Raw genomic sequence first — 17,196 nt, 5'->3', positions numbered from 1 at the left:
TTCATTGATTTTATAGTTCTATTCTATTCAATTCATCTAAATTTGATAATAAGATTTTGATTTTAATTGGAGAAATCATCTGGGAGTATGAAATTTATAATAAATTTCTTTGCAGTCGTTCGATAGAATTTCATGAGAATATTATACGTATTACGTTCTATGCGTTCGACATATACTAAATCATGTTGCATGAGTTCATCTAAATGTCGTTTTATCGTTCCTGGATTCATACCTGTTTTTTTCTTTAAGTCTTGAATAGTTAAAGCGTTGGTAAAAATCTGTTTTAAGATCAATTGTTTTTTAGCATGCATTACCTGAACCACTAACTTTGGATCCTTTATGGTTTGCTCTTCTTTTGGAGCGGGACCTTGATAATATTCAGAATTTGGTTCAGTCATTTTTTAACCTCATTTATATCCTTTAATCTTTTTCTTGAATTATATTCTTTAATTCTTTTTTTTGTTTAATTGTTTGATTTATATTTTAAATTTTGAAATCTTTCTGTATTTTTAAGGAAGATTCGGTATTATCATCTTCTATTGAATCATGATTTTCTTGATAAATATCAGAATTCTTAGAATTGATTCGTATATAACTGTTATTGTAAATTCCAGTTGCCAAAAGGGTTAAAAGTGGAAATCCAACCAATAACAATAAAAGCATTAATCCTAAAGCCAGTATTAACACAAAAATACTTTCTTGATGAGCCGATGGGAAAATAATAATAAATAAATTCAAAAGTAATATGGGTAAGAAAAAAACTGTAAAGAAAATACCCCATGCTTTTACAATTCTACGAAATTCTGTTTTAAAAATGATATAGCTTTCTTTTAAAGCCCTCCATAGATTATTTTGATAAACAACACTGGGAAATGAATGAATCCAAAGTAAGAACCAAAAAAATTGAAGAATAATGCGTAATCCAAGCACAAACCAATGTCCAAAAGTAAATTCTCCAATATCTGGTTCTGAATTTTTAAAACCGATAAAGGGTCCTGAAAAAATCCACGATATTGTAGATTGTAATATTGTAAGGAGATAAAACTTTGCCCAATGAGATCTAAAATAGTGAAAAGAACCTTTAAATTGGGCAAACATATCACCAGAATTAATAATATCATTTGCTAAACCAAATTGACAATTCATGAACCCCATCAAGATTATTCCAAAAATAAGAGATATTCCCAATCGAAAAAGTAATGAAATAGCAAATTTATCACGTAAATCATAAAAAAAGTCAATGAATGTATAATTTGGTATGGCTGAAATAATTGAAAATAAAAGAGTTAAGCTTCCAAAAAATAAAATTAGGAACGCAGCAATCGCAAAAAACTCTGTAAATAGGAAAGCTTTATAATTTTCTCGTAGCATTTGCCAACTTTGTTTCAAACTCATTAGTGTTGAGGGAGGCGTGCGAGAATTAGGGTTCACCGACATCTTAAGTTTCATACAAGACCGATTCTCTTATATTTTTTTGGTTGATAAAAAAGGTGTAAATTAGTTTTTTAGAAAAAATGTTAATGAGAAAAATAATAATGAAAAAAATAATAATGAAAAAAATAATAATGAAAAAAATGATAATAAGAAAAATGAAATAAGAAAAAATATTTTGAGAGATAATCGAATATTTCACGAATTTTCTTATCATAACTCTTCTTTCCAGCAAATTCCAAAGTATTTTATGATTAATTCTTCAACTTCTGTCTGTTGATTATGTTTTAACATTTGTATACTTGATACAAGCCCGATTACAGACATTACTTCATATGCAAATTTTTCTAATGCTTCCCGATAAAAGTTTGAAGCACGATCAGTTAGCAAAACAGCAAAGAAATCTTGATTTTTGGTAGGAGTGACTATCATTTGTATGGTGTCAAAATTTATTTCACGAATTTTATTTGTACTGTTACCTGTTAATTCTTGAAAAATTGTGGAAACAGCATTTAATGCCCCTGAAAATAGCAATTCATCATTTTCATTATTGGCAGCATTTTCAAAATTGCGGAATCGATAAGAAAAAAATGTCATACCTTGCTTATTAATCAATAGAAGTCGCCGCAAATCGTTTTCTTGAAAAATTGTAAAACCATGTTGAATTAATGACCTGGTAAGCAATCCAAAGCCGAAAAGGAGAACTATTTTGTGCAAATATTCGAAAATTATTAATACATTTCCAAAAGGTTGCAATATCAAAGAAAATCCGAGTAAATATATTCCAATTCTTAATTGTATAAAAGTTTTTTTTTGAATTGGTGAAATAGCGCGTTTAATCCTCCAATGGATATGGATTAATAAGAATATGGTCTCAATTGCTGCAAAAAGAGCAGCAGTAAAAGATAAGATTAGAAAAGTAATAATCATAATAGTCATTGTCGAATCGAACAATTGTAAATCTAGGGATTGTGAGGGTGAAATTGCTTCTTCTGAAAGAACTCCTATAGAATCTAATGGTAGATTAAAGAAAGTTATCATAAACAAAATGAAAACTGTAAGTAAAGCAGTAATAATAAGTATATTTAAGCTCATAAAAATAATATTCCGTTTATTCAAGGGATTTTCATTTTGAAAAGATTCAAAGAAAAGTATCATAAAAAAAATCGAGTTTAGCAAGAAAATGCTATTCATATTTCCTCTAAAAAGTGCTGCCAAAGGTGTTGTACCTGAAACACCAAATGCATATTGTGGGGATGAACCTATAATTAAAAAAATTAGACTGAATAGGAAGTAACGTAGATTTTTGTATTTCAGACGTTTGTATTGTCGAAAGACCAAACCGAAGAGTACTAAAATACCAATTAAATAGAGAATTGGAAAGATTTTATTAAAGGATATTTGTGAAAGCATCATACTAATCATCATCATATTCGTGATTACATGTGAATTTTTTATTTACAAAAGAACAAAAAAAAATAGATGAAATAATAAATCAAAGATAAATTAATAAAAAATACACTATACTTGTTTTCTCTTATACACGAAATATGCTATCGCAAGACAAATTACTGCGTAAATTAACAAACCAACAATCGCACCTGTAGCACTTGGAGTAATCCATTGATAATAGGTGTTTCCATCCGATACTTCTACTCCTGGACCTCGTTTAAATGCAATTTCCCGAAATCGATTGTCATCAGCTGGCATATTGAACCATTCTATGATAATATTTGAATAATAGGTTAAGAAATATAAGGGTTCTGCAGTGATTCCTGTGAACATAAATATCATGGAAAGTAAATTGAAAATAATCAGCAATAATAATAAACCACTAATCATTGCTGTTGCTGATCGTTTGAACATACTACTTAGCATTGTAAAAAATGCAGAAACACCGAATAAATACCATTCGGCCCACAACATTGAGCCCCAAGCGATTTTAGGAACCCCATCGTACTTTATAAATGTTGTTATTCCTATTAACAGATAGAAGAAAGCTACGCTTAAAGCAGCGTAAACATATCGTGCAAAAAATCTTCCAATCAATAATCTTTCTTTAGGAATTTTTGGAAATAGTAAATTTCCAGTTTGTTTTTCGAAATCTTCTGAAATAATTGAACCAAAAAACGTAGTTCCAATTATTAAAATTAATAGATCAATCATTCCAAGATAAGATTGAAAATAATCTACAGCTTCGGTAGGCATTTCCGCTCCTTGACTTTCTTGAATAAGTTGAATTATTAGGAAAAGTAAATAGATTCCAGCTGCAGTAATTAGCATTGCCATAAATTTCTTCGCATTTCTAAGGAATTCAAAGGATACTGTTTTCTTTATTTGAATCCAACCTCGCCGCATGCCCACACCGATCTTATCTGTTTGTTCTGATTGAGAAATTTCCATTAAAGGAATTTCAGGTGTGGATTTTACAGTATTTGATTGTTCGATTTGTATGCTCATTTTTAATCTCCTCTATACTTTCACTCCTGTGAATTTTGATTTATTTTTTGTTTTTGATTTTGTTTTTGATTTTGTTTTTGATTTTGTTTTAGATTTTGAATTAGATTTTGAATTAGATTTTGAATTAGAATTAGAATTAGAATTAGAATTAGATTCTATATTTAGATTTGCTCCCACAAGCGCTTTTTGGTTGGAATCTTCGTCATCCATGAATTTTAAATAAAGATCTTCCAATAAACCAGCTTTAGGGACTGAAAATTCCAAAACTTGAAAATTCGCTTTAAACAATGCTTGAAATATCTTTAATTGATTATCTGGATTACCATTAAATAATATCTCAATTTGCTTAGAATTGGGATTAAATCTAATAGAATTTTCCTCTGGTGCAAGTCCAGTTAATGGTTCTATTATTTGATTCAGTTGTGCAATTACATTTGCAATTTCTTCATCTGAATATAAATTCAGTTTGTAAAGTTCTAGCTCAATAATGCTTCCTTGAGCCCTTTGTTCTAAGTTTTCTACTGTATCTAGAGCAATTATTTTCCCGTTTGATATTATAGCAACACGATCGGCCACTTCACTTACTTCATAAAGCAGATGACTGCTTAGAAAGATGGTTTTTCCCATTTCTTTAAGTTTCAAAATTAACGCTCGTATTTCAGCACGGGCTCTCGGATCTAATCCTGTATGTGGTTCATCCAATATAATTATATCAGGATCGTGCACAATTGCGCTCATTATTCCGATTTTTTGGCGCATTCCTTTTGAAAATCCCTTCATTTTTACATCAATCCAATCTGATAATTCAACCATTGCAACAACTTCTTCAACACGTTCTTTAACTTTATTATGAGGATATCCCTTCAATTCAGCAAAATAGCTTAAAATTTCTCTTGGAGTCATGTTTCCATAAAATGTCGGGTTTTCAATCAGAAATCCAACATTATTTAGTAAAAAATCTTTAGATTGATTTGTTAATGGGGCTAAATGTCCATTTGCTCTTATAAATATTGTTCCTTCTGTGGGGCGTAGTAATCTCGCTAACATTTTCATAGTCGTTGATTTTCCTGCTCCATTTGGCCCTAAAAATCCGAGTACTTCACTTCGAAAAATTTCAAAAGAAATGTCGGATACAGCCGTAAAATTTCCAAATTTCTTGGTGACGTGATCAAATCGAACAAAAGGCTCTCTTTTTATATTTAATTTATCTTGTACTGTCATATTTTAATCACAATTGAATTTTTGATAAGATAATCATAATTGCAATATTACAAACGTTTGCATAAATGCAAAATATTACCTTATGATATTAATAGAATTATTAGTATTTAAATTTTGCATAATTGCAAAATATATAAATTTGGTTTTTTAGCGAGTTATGTGAAGTTACAGAAATCAGATCAAGAAAATTCTTTTTTTCTATTTTATTTTTAAAGGAAAAAGCTTCAACATTAATGATAAAAAACCTTTTTTGGAGTTGCAGCTGATTTTTCTTACTAATGGAAAATTTAGCCACACTTCGAACTTATTTTTGTTTGCTTGTCGAACAATACTTGAAAGAACAATTTCCTGGTAAAGCGCAAGTTTATAGCGATAAATTCAAGAAAATCTTTGAAGAATTGATTGATTCTCCCATAAATAGTCAATTTTTTGGAAATAAAACAGCAAATTTACATGCAATCAATCCAATATTTGTTATCGCATTTGCTAAAGCAATAGAAGCAGAAAACCTTCAATTGACTCGAATTCAATCCATGATCATGGAAATTTATAAAATTATGGTTAAACCCTTATTAGATAAGCAATTGCAATCCATGAAAAATGCTAAAATTCCTTGGAAACACTTTATTGAGATTACAAAAAACGGAAATCATCAATTATATGAAAATGAGTATTTTCAAGTCGAGTACGTTGTAGAAGATCGACTACGTTTTGGGTTTAACATTAACAGATGCTATTATTACGATATTTTTAAAGCAAATAACCAAGAAAGACTAGCATCAATACTTTGTCAATACGATAATCTTTTGGCTGAAAATCTCAAAAAATGGGTTCGATTTCAGCGCAATTCTACAATTGTTGAAGGAGATTCCAAATGTGAATTTAGGTATTTTCGAAATATCTAAAGTAATCGAGATTTTAGGAATATTGACTGACTTCTTCCACTTGAAAAATTTTTTTACTAATTGTTCAGTATGTCCTTAGTAAGAAGGGAAAATTTTAATTATTAATTGAAAAAATGAAAGTGTGAATAAGTTTTAGGAAAAAAGTTATATGAAGATAAAAAAAGCGACCATTGTCAAAAATGCAATAATATATACTCTTGATCAGAGCGACTCAATTTTTGAATCAATGCTGATTATCGATGGATTTATAGAAAAATTAGGAACAATAGAAGAAATTGATGAATTTTGGAGAGATTATTATAAGAAAAGTAATTCTTTAAAATTCAATGTTGAACTAAATGAAATTGATTTACAAAAAAAATTCATTTATCCAGGCTTTATTGATGCTCACCTTCATCCTATTACTTGTATTGTAAATAATACATGCTTTAATTGTGAAAATCTCCGTTCATTTGAAGAATTTTCACAAGGATTAAAGAATTTTGCTCGAAAACTTTTCACAAAAAATACCACTGCATTATCAGATGAAAATCAAAAATATTCTTCAGAACAGTGGATAATCGCGATTAAATTTAATGAACAAAATTTCACTGATCCTAATCAACGAATTATACCAAATCGCTGGAATTTAGATGATATTATTTCTTCCCATCCCATAGTGGTTTATCGCTACGATTTACATATTGTTTGTCTGAACTCAAGAGCTTTAGAAATTCTTGGAATAGATAATTCACCTTATTCTTTAGATTCAAGAGATAAAATTCAGTATGGAGAAATTAGAGTGGATAAAAATGGCATTCCAAATGGATTATTAACCGAAGATGCTATGAAGTTACTCGATCCTGTGATTCCCATTCCATCTAGATCTGAATTAATAGATGCAATGAATAAATTTTCTTTTGAATTAGGATCTCATGGGATAACTGCTATAGGTGCAGTAGTTTCAGAGCAATATCTTCCAATATTAGAAAAATTGGACTTTTTTAAATCTTTTCCTCAAGATATCGCCTTTTATTTCAATGTTGAAGAAATCTCTAATGTAATTTCGTTAAGAAAGAAAATCCATGTAATTTCGTCAAAAAAAGATCATCTTTTTGTAAATGGATTAAAAAGATTCATGGATGGTTCGTTTGGGGCAAAAACCGCTTGGTTATATCAACCTTACAATAATTTAGTTGAAAGGGATACAAAAACAGACGAAACATTTTTATCAGGAATGTGTGCTACAAATTTGAAACAATTAGCAAGGGATCTTGAAGAAGCTTCTGAACAAGAAATAGATGTAATGGTACATGCAATCGGAGATCGCGCTAATAAGGAACTTGTTGCATTGATTTCTACTCATTGGAAACCTAAATGTAATGACCATAATTTTCCTCGAATTAGAATTGAACATGCATCAATGTTGTCAATAGAAGTTATTAAAGAAATGGTTAAATCAAATATAATTCCTGTATCGCAACCTGAATTTATCCGTAGTGAATCTTCTTGGCTAACTAGTTATATTGGAGAAGAAAGAATAAAGATTACATATCCTTTTCGAGATCTACTTGAACATGGATTACCTTTGGCTGGAGCTTCAGATGCACCAGTTGAATCTTTAAGCGTTTTGCGTGCTTTACAAGATTGTATTTTACGTTTTGGATTAAATCCTAATCAATCAATTTCTATACGAGATGCCCTGAAATTATATACTCAAAATGCAGCTTATGCAATTCATCAAGACCACATAAGAGGAACATTAGAAGAGGGAAAAATTGCCGATTTTATTGTTCTTGAAGATGATCTTTTAAAATTTAACCCAAAAGAAATAGATAAAATAAAAATTTATCAAACATACCATAGAGGTATCTGTATTTTTGATAATGATATAAAAAGAGCTTAGAGATCCATATTATTTTTGAGATTGTTCATGACACCATTGCTCTTTGCATTGGCGGGAGCAAAATTTGTGCTCAGGTGGATCTTGGCTGATATTTTTATGTACAACATGTCGTTTTGGAAGAGGTTTTCCACAATAATTGCATTTTTCGGGCTGTTTAATTGATTTTGGTAATATGATATCAGAAAAATTTGATACTCCCATAAAAAATTTAATATGAAATCATTCTTTAAATTATCGAAAAATTTTCCCAATACTTTGGATAATTTTAGTTAAATAGAAAGCTTTCCATTCAATTTTCATTATTTAATTTTATCAAAATTACTGAATTTAGGGTTATAGAAAGGGTTCAAATCAAATCAAACCTAAAAATTTATCAACTCAAAACGAATAATTTTACTACTTGATGAAAATATGAATTTTAAAAAATTTATTCGACTCCTTCTAAAATCTACAATCAAAATCATTTCTCTATCTATAACACTTACATTGCTAATTGGAGGTATTTCCATTTTTACCGTACTATCTGATCCAACAAATATTACTGCAGATTGGGAGAATATTGATATAAACATTGGGCCTGATGGAAATCGTTTTGCTTTAAATATGACTTTTCAAAATTCAGGTTATTATGATTTTGATAATTTCACAATTTTTGCTGAATTTACTCTTGAAAATAAAACTTCTCACGAGAATTTTACTATTTTGGATGAAATATTATTTCAAAACACCCTAACATCAAAAAATTTACATATTATTCATCTTCTTGCCGCAGAAAGTGATTTCCAAACCTTGCATTTATTAAGTGATAATGGAAATTCTTGGAATGATCCAGACGTTCAAGACTATATAGATAATGGGACTATCTCTGAAGAAAATGCATCGATTTTTGTATACCCATACCTTCTTTGGCATTATGATATTCACTTTTCACTAGGCATTCAATCTACGTATTTCTTAAATCTAATTACAATTGGTTTGCAAATTCAGTATCTCTATACCTATGAAGATGCAGGCTTTGCTTTAGACTATCCTACTTATAAAGATTCATTATTACCTTAAAAAACAAATAAACTTATTCGCACTCAACAGAATTATACAAAAATTAAATAAAAGTAAAATAAAAATTATCAAAAAGCAAAAAGCAAATAGAATACTGGATATAGAAAGAAAGAAAGAGGAATAGATTTAAAAAATGAATAAAAGTGTGAAAAATTTAATCAAGGGAATTTTTGCAGCAATAATGAATTGGTTTGTAAAAGTTAGTATTCCAATTGCAATTTTTACCTACCTTTCAGGATATGACGTTTTTGGAATTGAAATTTTTACTGAAGAGAAGGTGGCAATAATCACTTATTGGATCTGGGGTGTTGGAATTATAACTACTGCGATTCGATTTTGGGTTGCCAGTAGCCCGAAATATTCAGTTCGAAAAGCTATTGCAGAGATTTTTCTCTTAGCTGCAAATCTCTTTTATATGTATGTGTACCGTTTTTCAGGAATTATGGAATTTGAGAATATATCAATTTCACTTTCTGAAAAACTCAGTACCTCCATTTCTTTGAATTTAAATAATTTAATTTATGCATCTATGGGACTTATGGGTTTAAATATTATTATCTATTTGTATGATTTAATTTTGGCTATTTTTAGCCCAATTGAACCAAATTCCAATAAAAATAAGAAAGAAATCAAGAAATCACTCAAGAAATCACAAAAAAATTCTAAAAAAAAGAATTTAAATAAAAATATATCCAGGAGTAAAAAGAAAAACACTTTGAATTATGAACATGAATCCAAAAATCAAAAAAAACTCGAATATAAATCAGTATTTGGTGATGACACAAAATGAGATTATTAAAAATGATAAAAATAATTAATTTTCTTCAAGTTCCTGACTTTACAGAAATATTAGAGAAGATTTATACTGCCATTGAAATAATTCTTCCGTATTTAGTACCATTTATGAATTTTGTACAACCCTTAATTTCTAATTTTGGAAATTTCTTAAGGAATTTAATTGCACCATTTTATAGTAGCTTGAATTTACCTGTAGATTATTATATTACGAGAAATTTTATTCCATATTATATAATTGGTGGTGTTATTTTGATATTCGCTATATTTGCTGCAATTAAATGGCCAAAACAGATGAATATAAAAAATTCTGATGCAAGTTCATAAAAAAATAATTTTAATGAATTTAAAGAAAAATGATAATCTATTTTTAACATTAAGAAAAATTCTTTTTTTATTGTGAATTTAAATAATTTATAATGCGTGTCATCGTGAAATTTCGTTCGATGTTTAACCTTGTATGGGGATCTGACGTTTCTGGTTATAAAGCATTTGCTTTTGTGAAAGGTTTTCCTGCGACTTTTTTTTTAACAGAACGTCGAGCGATAATTGTTGGTAATTTTATAGAAAAAATGGGATGGTTTCATAAAAAAAAAGTTCATAGAGTTATTTTTGAAGCCAGTTTGCAATATTTAAAAGAATTTAAAATGAAAATTGATCCTCCAAAACGAATTTTTACTGCATTTTTATCTTTTCATGCACATGGTCAATTGCAAGAAGATAGTGTTATCCAATTCATGAAAATAAAACCTGAAATTGGTCAGGCAATCGAGAAATATGTGAAGGATCTTAAAATTAAAAATCCAATAGAAGATTCAGGTATAGTCTTAGTAGATGAGAATGCACCTCCAATTCAACAATGGTTGAATAAAAGATTTGGAAGTAAAAAAGGAACACCAAATTTGACTCTTTAATCAATCTTTTTGCTCTTTTTAATTTAGGTGAGATCATTCCTTTTTTATTCTAAATAATTTTCTCTTAATTATTCATAAGTGCTTCGTCATTTTCTAATGGCAATTTACATACAACCAGAATTGTTTTGATTTGCATTGGTTTAAGTTGAAAATGCAATTCTTGTCCTACTATACGAATTTCGCCAGGTTGAATATTTTGGTTAATAATTTTTTCAATAGGATCAATTTCAGTTACTTCTTTTATTTCAATTTTCTTATGAAGTGTAATTTTTACGTTTGTCATGGGTTCAGATTTATCTAAATTAACACAGCGAATGATGAAAGGAAGTTCACTCATGGAAGGATGGTAAAACCATTCTGGTGCTTCACGCATGTAGGGTTCCATTTCTTTTACACTCATTATTTCGATGGTTTTCGGAAAAACATCAATTAATGAAAATGAAGGATGGACTGCATTCGTTGGAACAGCCACTAAGGGTGTATTATATTCTTGATAATGATGATATATTTCTAAATCATTGAATTTATCAGACACAGGTTCTAAAGACCATAATATGCGGTGAAAACCCATTTCTTGAATACGTATCTGCTGAGAATAATCAGAATCTAATGAGATTTGGCTTGTTTTTGGTTTAATTGTTTTTTGAGAACCAATAAGCTTAATGGTTGTTTTGCTTGAATCAACATGAATATAATGTTTATTTTGAGCAAAAAAAGCAATTCCCTCACCAGAATATAAATTAGATTGCTTATTTATAGTTCGTCTGATAATAAATTCTCGACTTTTAAGATCAATCATTGATTCACTATTATATTCATTTCTTTTTCTTTCTTTTCTAATATTATTGAGTAGAAATTCCGAATTATTTGAAATCTCGATGGATTCGAACCCAATAATCGATTTTGTAGTTATTTCTGGAGTTAATTTTGATGTTTCAAAATTAAAAAGCAATACAGAATGGGTTTCTTGCCAATTGACTAATGTTTCAACTTCAATTCTGCTAGATTTATGGTAAAAATAGTAATTAACATGAAGTTCTGTTCCTGAATGTAGTTTATGATAATGACATCGAAGTGAATAGCGAATTGGGCCTTTTTCTTCAATTTGAATTGATTTAATTTTAAATTCCTTTAGATTTTGATAAAGTTTTTTTACAGGATACATAATTGAAGATTTAGATTTCAAAATTTGTGAAGAAGATTGAATATTGAAATAATATCCATCTGGTTTTAACAGATTTAATTCAGAATTTGAAGAAATTTTTTCGCTTAACCAATTAATATAACCTGTATCTTTAGAGATTTTTACCTTGATGAGACTATTTTCAAAAATAAAATCATTTCCATATTCTATTAATAATTTTTCTCGATTTTGTATTTCTATCGATGATTTAATTCCATAAATATTGCTTATTCCAAAAGGATAAATTTCTGCTTGCGGAGGGAGATAAATCAATAAATTTTCCTTTTCTGCATTTTCAAAGGCATACAGTTTATCTTTAGCTGTTTTTCTATCGAAATCTTCATCATTATAATCAATTTGTACATTTAAATCTTGGAGTTCACGAATATCTTCTAATTCTTGTTCAATGTTTTTTAGATAATTTAAACCTTCCACAAATGTTAATCCCAATTGAATTTCACGGTTAAAAGTAAAGGGAGAATATGCAATATTTTGAGTCATTAATGGTTGATTATTTGCATCTAAAACATGAGCAAAGGAGCGTGCAGGAAGTATTAAATATCCCGACCGTTTCCAAGAAAGAGAATTAAATACACTGTAAACATCGTGATTTAAAGTCAATTTCATAGAATGTGCAATATGCATCATGGAATTTTCTTGAGTACTAAATAAAGCTGAGAAAATCGAATTAAATTCTTTTGCACTATCTCGAAGAACCTCTGTAATAACCTGCCCTGAAATAAGACTTTGATTATGTTGTTTTAAAAAGAGTTCCCAAAGGTTCGTCAATTCATCTTGAAAATGCGGTCCGCCAAAAATTCCAGAAAAAAGGGATAGAAATTCTGTCTGAAAGAACAACTGCTCACAAGATTTAATATGAGAATTTATAAATGAAATTTGATGCTGAGTAGGAAAATCTTCTGAATAATGAATATTCGTGGATAAAACAGGTAAATCCTCTCTAATTTTATCAATAAAAGACCAATAATCTTGAAGTGAGACTATTCTTCCTAATTTTATTGATTCTAATGCTTGTGCAGTTATTATTTTTCTTAATGGAAGCATTCTATTTAGGCGATTTGGAAATGAATTATAGAGAATTAGGGGAAAGCTTGTATTAGCATTATTTTCTATCCATTTTTTCTGAAAATTAATAGTTTTATTAATACTTGATAAAATAGGCGTGAAAGTTGCAGTTAATTCATCAATATCTTTATCTGTTTTTTGAATATCATTTATATTGGTTTTGTTTTTGTTTTGCCAAATAAAGTTTAAAGGAAGATTCAAATAATTTGTTTTTTTTTGAAATGAAACTATAAGAAGTTGTGAAATTCCCATTTGTGAAAGAATCGGTATAATTTGAGAATCTAAGTGTTTAGGATTTGTCAAGATCAAAGTAGAACATTCTTTATGAAACCATTTCAAAAGAAAACGCTGACCCATTAGCAAATGTCGAATAATAAGTTCTCCAGATAACATTTCAGGTAAAAAATCGACCCATCCAGCGTTTACTAACTCCCATTCCTTTGTTTGAATCATATTTTGAATGTCCCGGAAATTTTCATTATAGTATTTCCGAGTCCATTCAAGAAAAATAAGAGGACTTATACTCATTGATAAATCTATAAAAGGATCTTTTTCTCGAGTAATAAGATAATCCTGAAAGAATTGACCCATTTTATTATCAATCATATCAGAAAGTCGGTTTTTTATAGTGAATGGCCAAATTTTTATCATATTGAAGAAAAAACAATTATTTTTTTTATCTTTTAAATCGTCTGATTTTCTGTTGACTGATTTTTGAATTATTTCTTTGTATTTTATACGATAGAACCATCTTTTACCTATAAATAGCAGATCTGAAAATACCATTAATAGCTAGAGTGGAAACCATTTCCTTAATAAGTTTTTGTCGGAAATAATAAAATATCTGATATGAGTTATTTTATAATCTATAAAATTAATAATGTATCCGGATTATAATAGTTCTACAACAGATTTTTACTTATTCTTTGAGAAATAAAATTCGTGTAAATTAAAATGGAAACACAGATCTGCGAATTAACTTGTCTTTTATGTGAATACTATGGAGATTATTATATTCCTGAAAATTGGGAAGAATCTCCAAAGTCGGTTAATTACATTGCTAAAATTACTCGGGGAGAGAAATATATATTTGATAGAACTTTTCTTCGAACTTATACACTTGATGGAAAAATAGTATTTAAAAAATCTAATTTTAATGAAGGGGATATTATAGAGCAAAAATGTGTTTTTAAGCGGGGAAGCAAAGAAGAAGTGCTTTTCCATGGATTTTTTGTAGTTCATTTTCATGAAAACAAAATTTATGGAGAAGAAATTTCGCAAAAAGATGCATTAGAATATTTTGATTTAAAAGAAAAGCTTCCTGACCTTGATAATTCACAACACAATAAGTTAAAGATGAAAATTGGTTCAGTTTTGCGTAAACTTGCCATAAAATATGGTGAAGAGACAGTTGTTAATATTCTTGCAGAAATTATTGATGAATATTTTCCTTCTCCCCAGAATTCCATAATTGATTGATATTTTTTTCAGCGAAGCTTTCTTTTTTGAAGAGATATTATTGCTCTTGGAATGAAGAAAGAAAAATATTATACAATACATAATGGAAATATGAAGGTTTCTGAATGGAACAGCATACTTTCCAATATTAAACCTTATCGTCCTTTTCCATTCATCTTGAAAAATACTGCACTTCTTGTATTAGACATGCAAAATGTATTTCTCGAGGAAAAATCACATGCATTTATTCCTTCTGGTTTAGAAATCATTTCAAATATTCAAAAATTAATTTTTCTATTCGATAGATTGAATTTACCAATTATTGCTACTCAACATTATAATATTCCTGAAAATAATAATGAAAAAAATTTAATGAATAAATGGTGGAAACATCCGATTGGAAAAAAATCAAAAGATTTTCAGATTTATTCAGCTTTAATTTTTCCTTCAACAACTATATTTCTTAAAAAAAAATATTACAGCGCTTTCTATCAAACAAAATTATCTTCAATTTTAAGAGCTCAAGAAATCACTTCTGTTGTAATTACAGGACTAATGACTCATCTTTGCTGCGAAACGACAGCCAGGGATGCTTTCATGCATGGTTTCCAAACTTTCTTTGTAATTGATGCAACTGCTACTTATTCTGAAGATCTTCATATTGGAAGTTTACGCGCTCTTGCTCATGGATTTAGTGTCTGTTTAAGTTATTTAGAAATTTTAAATTTTAGTAATAGCATAACCAAACAACCAAATGATTAAATAATTAAATATTGGAGAGAATAATGTGCAATAATTACGTACCTATTGTGATAATTGGTGCTGGACCTGCCGGGATTGCTGCAGCTCTGCAACTGAAAAGGGAGGAAATACCCTTTATTATATTATCTATTGAAGTTGGTGGATGTGTCAAAAACGCATATCTAATTGAGAATTTAATTACCTATCCTTCAGGAATTTCAGGAGTCAACTTATCTGAAACTTTAGAGAAAACCATTTCTCAACATAACATTCCAATTATCTTTTGTCAAGTTAAAAGTGTTGATTATGAAGATGAGCGATTTTTAATTAAAACAAATGAAAAAATATATACTTCTTCATATATGATCTTGGCAATTGGTTCCATTCCTTCTAAACTGAATATTTCTGGAGAAAAAATTGCTTATGAAAATCAATTGCTTAATTATGAAATAAAAAAAACTAATATTCAAAATAAAACAATCGCTATAATTGGAGGGGGAGATGTAGCTTTTGATTACGCTTTAAACCTAGTCAATAAAAATAATAAAATTATCATACTGGTTCGTTCAAATAAGATAAGAGCTTTACCCCGATTACAAGCACTCGTAAGATCTCATAATTTAATTAAAGTTTTTACCCACTTTCCAGTTGATAAAATCTTCTTGATGGATAAAAGTGTTCGCTTGTTGTCAAAATCTTCTTCATTAAATGAAAAACGATCTATCGATGTTAATCATATTTTTGTTGCAATTGGGCGCCAACCAAATCAAAAATTAATTAAATCAAAATTAAGGGAATTATTGAATGAATTAGAAGTCAAACATCGCCTATATTTAATTGGTGATTTTGCTCATCCTAACTTTCGACAAATTAGTATCGCTATGGGTGATGGAATTCAAGCTGCCATGAAATTGAGCAAAATATGGGTAAGAAATTGACAAAATAAGAAGGAAATTTAAAATTTTAGAGAACTTTTTTTATTTTCATTACTGTAATTTAATTTGTATATATTTTTTCACATAAAATTTAGTAAATACTGATTTGGTGAAATAATTGGAATTAGAAATTTTAAGAAAATTTGGTAAACCTGAATTAGCAACTTTATACATTGGCCGTTACAATAATGAAATTGTTGAATTTGTTGAAAGTGTGCAACCTCCATATTCCCATGAAGAAAAATGGGTTTTGATTCTATCTACTTTATACGGCTGTCCCATTGGTTGCTTAATGTGCGATGCTGGAGAATATTATCATGGAAAAATCTCAAAAGATGGAATGTGGCAACAACTACATTATATGATTTCTGAACGATATCCAGATTTAAATGTTCCTGTAAAGAAATTTAAAATTCAATTTGCTCGCATGGGTGAACCCAGTTTAAATGAAGCTGTTTTAGAATTATTAACAGAACTTCCAAAATTGGTAAATGCCCCAGGATTAATTCCTTGTATAAGCACGGTGGCCCCAATTAAGGCTTCGAAATTTTTCACAGAATTATTAAAAATAAAGCAGAAATATTATCGAAATGGGCATTTTCAACTTCAATTCTCTATTCATTCAACAAATCAAAAAGATCGACACTCAATAATTCCAATTCCTATTTGGTCATTTGATGAAATTTCTCGTTATGGAAATTTATGGCATGAAACAGGAGATCGAAAAATAACATTAAATTTTGCAGTAGGAGAAGGTGTTGAATTAATTCCTGAAAATCTTATTCCATTTTTCGATCCTGAGAAATTTTTAATTAAAATTACACCTATTAATCCAACTAACCAAGCTAAACAGAACAAACTAAACAGTAAAATAACACTAGACATGTTAAACAATAAAAACATATGTGATTCTTTTCGAAAAATTGGTTATGAAACAATATTAAGTATTGGTGAATGGGAAGAAAATCAGATAGGTTCTAATTGTGGTCAATATGCCACAAAAGTTATCCATGGAGAAGTGAAATTAAAAGAAAATTATACTTGCAGTGAATATGAAATTCCATTATAAGTGTAGGTTTGTTAAACATTTTTTATTACTGTGAATTTTTATATGGCATGTGAA

The 17,196-nt window shown here is 28.8% G+C and carries 17 protein-coding genes; 10 read left to right on the top strand and 7 right to left on the bottom strand.

What is annotated here, in order from left to right; genetic code table 11:
• Positions 1-62 precede the first annotated feature (62 nt).
• The 5 genes from ACXLDF_RS05510 to ACXLDF_RS05490 all read right to left on the bottom strand — a co-directional run bounded on the left by ACXLDF_RS05510 (position 63) and on the right by ACXLDF_RS05490 (position 5,112).
• On the bottom strand, positions 63-398 hold the full coding sequence (locus tag ACXLDF_RS05510) for a winged helix-turn-helix domain-containing protein (protein WP_457557496.1): 336 nt from the start codon (positions 396-398) through the stop codon (positions 63-65).
• Between the two features lie 85 nt (positions 399-483).
• Positions 484-1,449, bottom strand: a complete 966-nt coding sequence (locus ACXLDF_RS05505; RefSeq protein ID WP_457557495.1) for a hypothetical protein — start codon at positions 1,447-1,449, stop codon at positions 484-486.
• 195 nt (positions 1,450-1,644) lie between these two features.
• A complete protein-coding gene (locus tag ACXLDF_RS05500; protein ID WP_457557494.1) occupies positions 1,645-2,847 on the bottom strand; it encodes a hypothetical protein in 1,203 nt (400 codons plus the stop codon).
• Positions 2,848-2,952: 105 nt separating this feature from the next.
• The gene (locus ACXLDF_RS05495; RefSeq protein WP_457557493.1) at positions 2,953-3,891 is read right to left on the bottom strand and encodes an ABC transporter permease; all 939 of its coding nucleotides are present in this window, start codon (positions 3,889-3,891) and stop codon (positions 2,953-2,955) included.
• 12 nt (positions 3,892-3,903) lie between these two features.
• Entirely contained in the window at positions 3,904-5,112 is a 1,209-nt protein-coding gene (locus ACXLDF_RS05490; RefSeq protein WP_457557492.1) for an ABC transporter ATP-binding protein, read from the bottom strand.
• A gap of 278 nt (positions 5,113-5,390) precedes the next feature.
• Between ACXLDF_RS05490 and ACXLDF_RS05485 the strand changes: the two genes are divergently transcribed.
• Both ACXLDF_RS05485 and ACXLDF_RS05480 read left to right on the top strand, forming a co-directional pair.
• Positions 5,391-6,017 (top strand): L-2-amino-thiazoline-4-carboxylic acid hydrolase, encoded by a 627-nt coding sequence (locus tag ACXLDF_RS05485; protein ID WP_457557491.1) that lies wholly within the window; start codon positions 5,391-5,393, stop codon positions 6,015-6,017.
• Between the two features lie 148 nt (positions 6,018-6,165).
• A complete protein-coding gene (locus tag ACXLDF_RS05480) occupies positions 6,166-7,902 on the top strand; it encodes an amidohydrolase (protein WP_457557490.1) in 1,737 nt (578 codons plus the stop codon).
• A 9-nt stretch (positions 7,903-7,911) separates the two neighbouring features.
• Here the strand turns inward: ACXLDF_RS05480 and ACXLDF_RS05475 are convergent, their stop codons facing one another.
• The gene (locus ACXLDF_RS05475) at positions 7,912-8,103 is read right to left on the bottom strand and encodes a hypothetical protein (RefSeq protein WP_457557489.1); all 192 of its coding nucleotides are present in this window, start codon (positions 8,101-8,103) and stop codon (positions 7,912-7,914) included.
• Between the two features lie 210 nt (positions 8,104-8,313).
• Between ACXLDF_RS05475 and ACXLDF_RS05470 the strand changes: the two genes are divergently transcribed.
• From ACXLDF_RS05470 to ACXLDF_RS05455, 4 genes are all read left to right on the top strand, one after another.
• Positions 8,314-8,961 carry a hypothetical protein gene (locus ACXLDF_RS05470; protein WP_457557488.1) on the top strand — a complete coding sequence of 216 codons (648 nt, stop codon included), beginning with the start codon at positions 8,314-8,316 and terminating at the stop codon, positions 8,959-8,961.
• 133 nt (positions 8,962-9,094) lie between these two features.
• Positions 9,095-9,751 carry a hypothetical protein gene (locus tag ACXLDF_RS05465; RefSeq protein WP_457557487.1) on the top strand — a complete coding sequence of 219 codons (657 nt, stop codon included), beginning with the start codon at positions 9,095-9,097 and terminating at the stop codon, positions 9,749-9,751.
• Positions 9,748-10,083 carry a hypothetical protein gene (locus ACXLDF_RS05460; protein ID WP_457557486.1) on the top strand — a complete coding sequence of 112 codons (336 nt, stop codon included), beginning with the start codon at positions 9,748-9,750 and terminating at the stop codon, positions 10,081-10,083. Before ACXLDF_RS05465 ends, ACXLDF_RS05460 begins: the two co-directional genes overlap by 4 nt.
• 92 nt (positions 10,084-10,175) lie before the next feature.
• A complete protein-coding gene (locus ACXLDF_RS05455; protein ID WP_457557485.1) occupies positions 10,176-10,670 on the top strand; it encodes a hypothetical protein in 495 nt (164 codons plus the stop codon).
• A 64-nt stretch (positions 10,671-10,734) separates the two neighbouring features.
• Here ACXLDF_RS05455 and ACXLDF_RS05450 read toward each other — a convergent pair whose 3' ends face one another.
• The gene (locus ACXLDF_RS05450) at positions 10,735-13,725 is read right to left on the bottom strand and encodes a glycoside hydrolase family 38 N-terminal domain-containing protein (protein ID WP_457557484.1); all 2,991 of its coding nucleotides are present in this window, start codon (positions 13,723-13,725) and stop codon (positions 10,735-10,737) included.
• A 168-nt stretch (positions 13,726-13,893) separates the two neighbouring features.
• Between ACXLDF_RS05450 and ACXLDF_RS05445 the strand changes: the two genes are divergently transcribed.
• From ACXLDF_RS05445 to ACXLDF_RS05430, 4 genes are all read left to right on the top strand, one after another.
• Positions 13,894-14,418 (top strand): hypothetical protein, encoded by a 525-nt coding sequence (locus ACXLDF_RS05445; protein WP_457557483.1) that lies wholly within the window; start codon positions 13,894-13,896, stop codon positions 14,416-14,418.
• A gap of 51 nt (positions 14,419-14,469) precedes the next feature.
• On the top strand, positions 14,470-15,159 hold the full coding sequence (locus ACXLDF_RS05440; protein ID WP_457557482.1) for a cysteine hydrolase family protein: 690 nt from the start codon (positions 14,470-14,472) through the stop codon (positions 15,157-15,159).
• A 23-nt stretch (positions 15,160-15,182) separates the two neighbouring features.
• The gene (locus ACXLDF_RS05435; protein ID WP_457557481.1) at positions 15,183-16,076 is read left to right on the top strand and encodes an NAD(P)/FAD-dependent oxidoreductase; all 894 of its coding nucleotides are present in this window, start codon (positions 15,183-15,185) and stop codon (positions 16,074-16,076) included.
• 115 nt (positions 16,077-16,191) lie between these two features.
• Positions 16,192-17,142, top strand: coding sequence for a radical SAM family protein (locus tag ACXLDF_RS05430; protein ID WP_457557480.1), 951 nt, complete (start codon positions 16,192-16,194; stop codon positions 17,140-17,142).
• Positions 17,143-17,196 lie beyond the last annotated feature (54 nt).

The organism is Candidatus Harpocratesius sp. (assembly GCF_054039255.1).
The sequence above is the reverse complement of the archived record's forward strand: the minus strand, read 5'-3'. Positions and strand labels throughout refer to the sequence as shown.

Excerpts from the sequence above, each read along its gene's own strand:
- ACXLDF_RS05440 (WP_457557482.1), top strand. The coding sequence starts at position 14,470 with ATGAAGAAAGAAAAATATTATACAATACATAATGGAAATATGAAGGTT.
- ACXLDF_RS05480 (WP_457557490.1), top strand. The coding sequence starts at position 6,166 with ATGAAGATAAAAAAAGCGACCATTGTCAAAAATGCAATAATATATACT.
- ACXLDF_RS05495 (WP_457557493.1), bottom strand. The coding sequence starts at position 3,891 with ATGAGCATACAAATCGAACAATCAAATACTGTAAAATCCACACCTGAA.
- ACXLDF_RS05485 (WP_457557491.1), top strand. The coding sequence starts at position 5,391 with ATGGAAAATTTAGCCACACTTCGAACTTATTTTTGTTTGCTTGTCGAA.
- ACXLDF_RS05460 (WP_457557486.1), top strand. The coding sequence starts at position 9,748 with ATGAGATTATTAAAAATGATAAAAATAATTAATTTTCTTCAAGTTCCT.
- ACXLDF_RS05450 (WP_457557484.1), bottom strand. The coding sequence starts at position 13,725 with ATGGTATTTTCAGATCTGCTATTTATAGGTAAAAGATGGTTCTATCGT.
- ACXLDF_RS05505 (WP_457557495.1), bottom strand. The coding sequence starts at position 1,449 with ATGAAACTTAAGATGTCGGTGAACCCTAATTCTCGCACGCCTCCCTCA.
- ACXLDF_RS05455 (WP_457557485.1), top strand. The coding sequence starts at position 10,176 with ATGCGTGTCATCGTGAAATTTCGTTCGATGTTTAACCTTGTATGGGGA.
- ACXLDF_RS05470 (WP_457557488.1), top strand. The coding sequence starts at position 8,314 with ATGAATTTTAAAAAATTTATTCGACTCCTTCTAAAATCTACAATCAAA.
- ACXLDF_RS05475 (WP_457557489.1), bottom strand. The coding sequence starts at position 8,103 with ATGGGAGTATCAAATTTTTCTGATATCATATTACCAAAATCAATTAAA.
- ACXLDF_RS05510 (WP_457557496.1), bottom strand. The coding sequence starts at position 398 with ATGACTGAACCAAATTCTGAATATTATCAAGGTCCCGCTCCAAAAGAA.
- ACXLDF_RS05465 (WP_457557487.1), top strand. The coding sequence starts at position 9,095 with ATGAATAAAAGTGTGAAAAATTTAATCAAGGGAATTTTTGCAGCAATA.
- ACXLDF_RS05435 (WP_457557481.1), top strand. The coding sequence starts at position 15,183 with ATGTGCAATAATTACGTACCTATTGTGATAATTGGTGCTGGACCTGCC.
- ACXLDF_RS05490 (WP_457557492.1), bottom strand. The coding sequence starts at position 5,112 with ATGACAGTACAAGATAAATTAAATATAAAAAGAGAGCCTTTTGTTCGA.
- ACXLDF_RS05445 (WP_457557483.1), top strand. The coding sequence starts at position 13,894 with ATGGAAACACAGATCTGCGAATTAACTTGTCTTTTATGTGAATACTAT.
- ACXLDF_RS05500 (WP_457557494.1), bottom strand. The coding sequence starts at position 2,847 with ATGATGCTTTCACAAATATCCTTTAATAAAATCTTTCCAATTCTCTAT.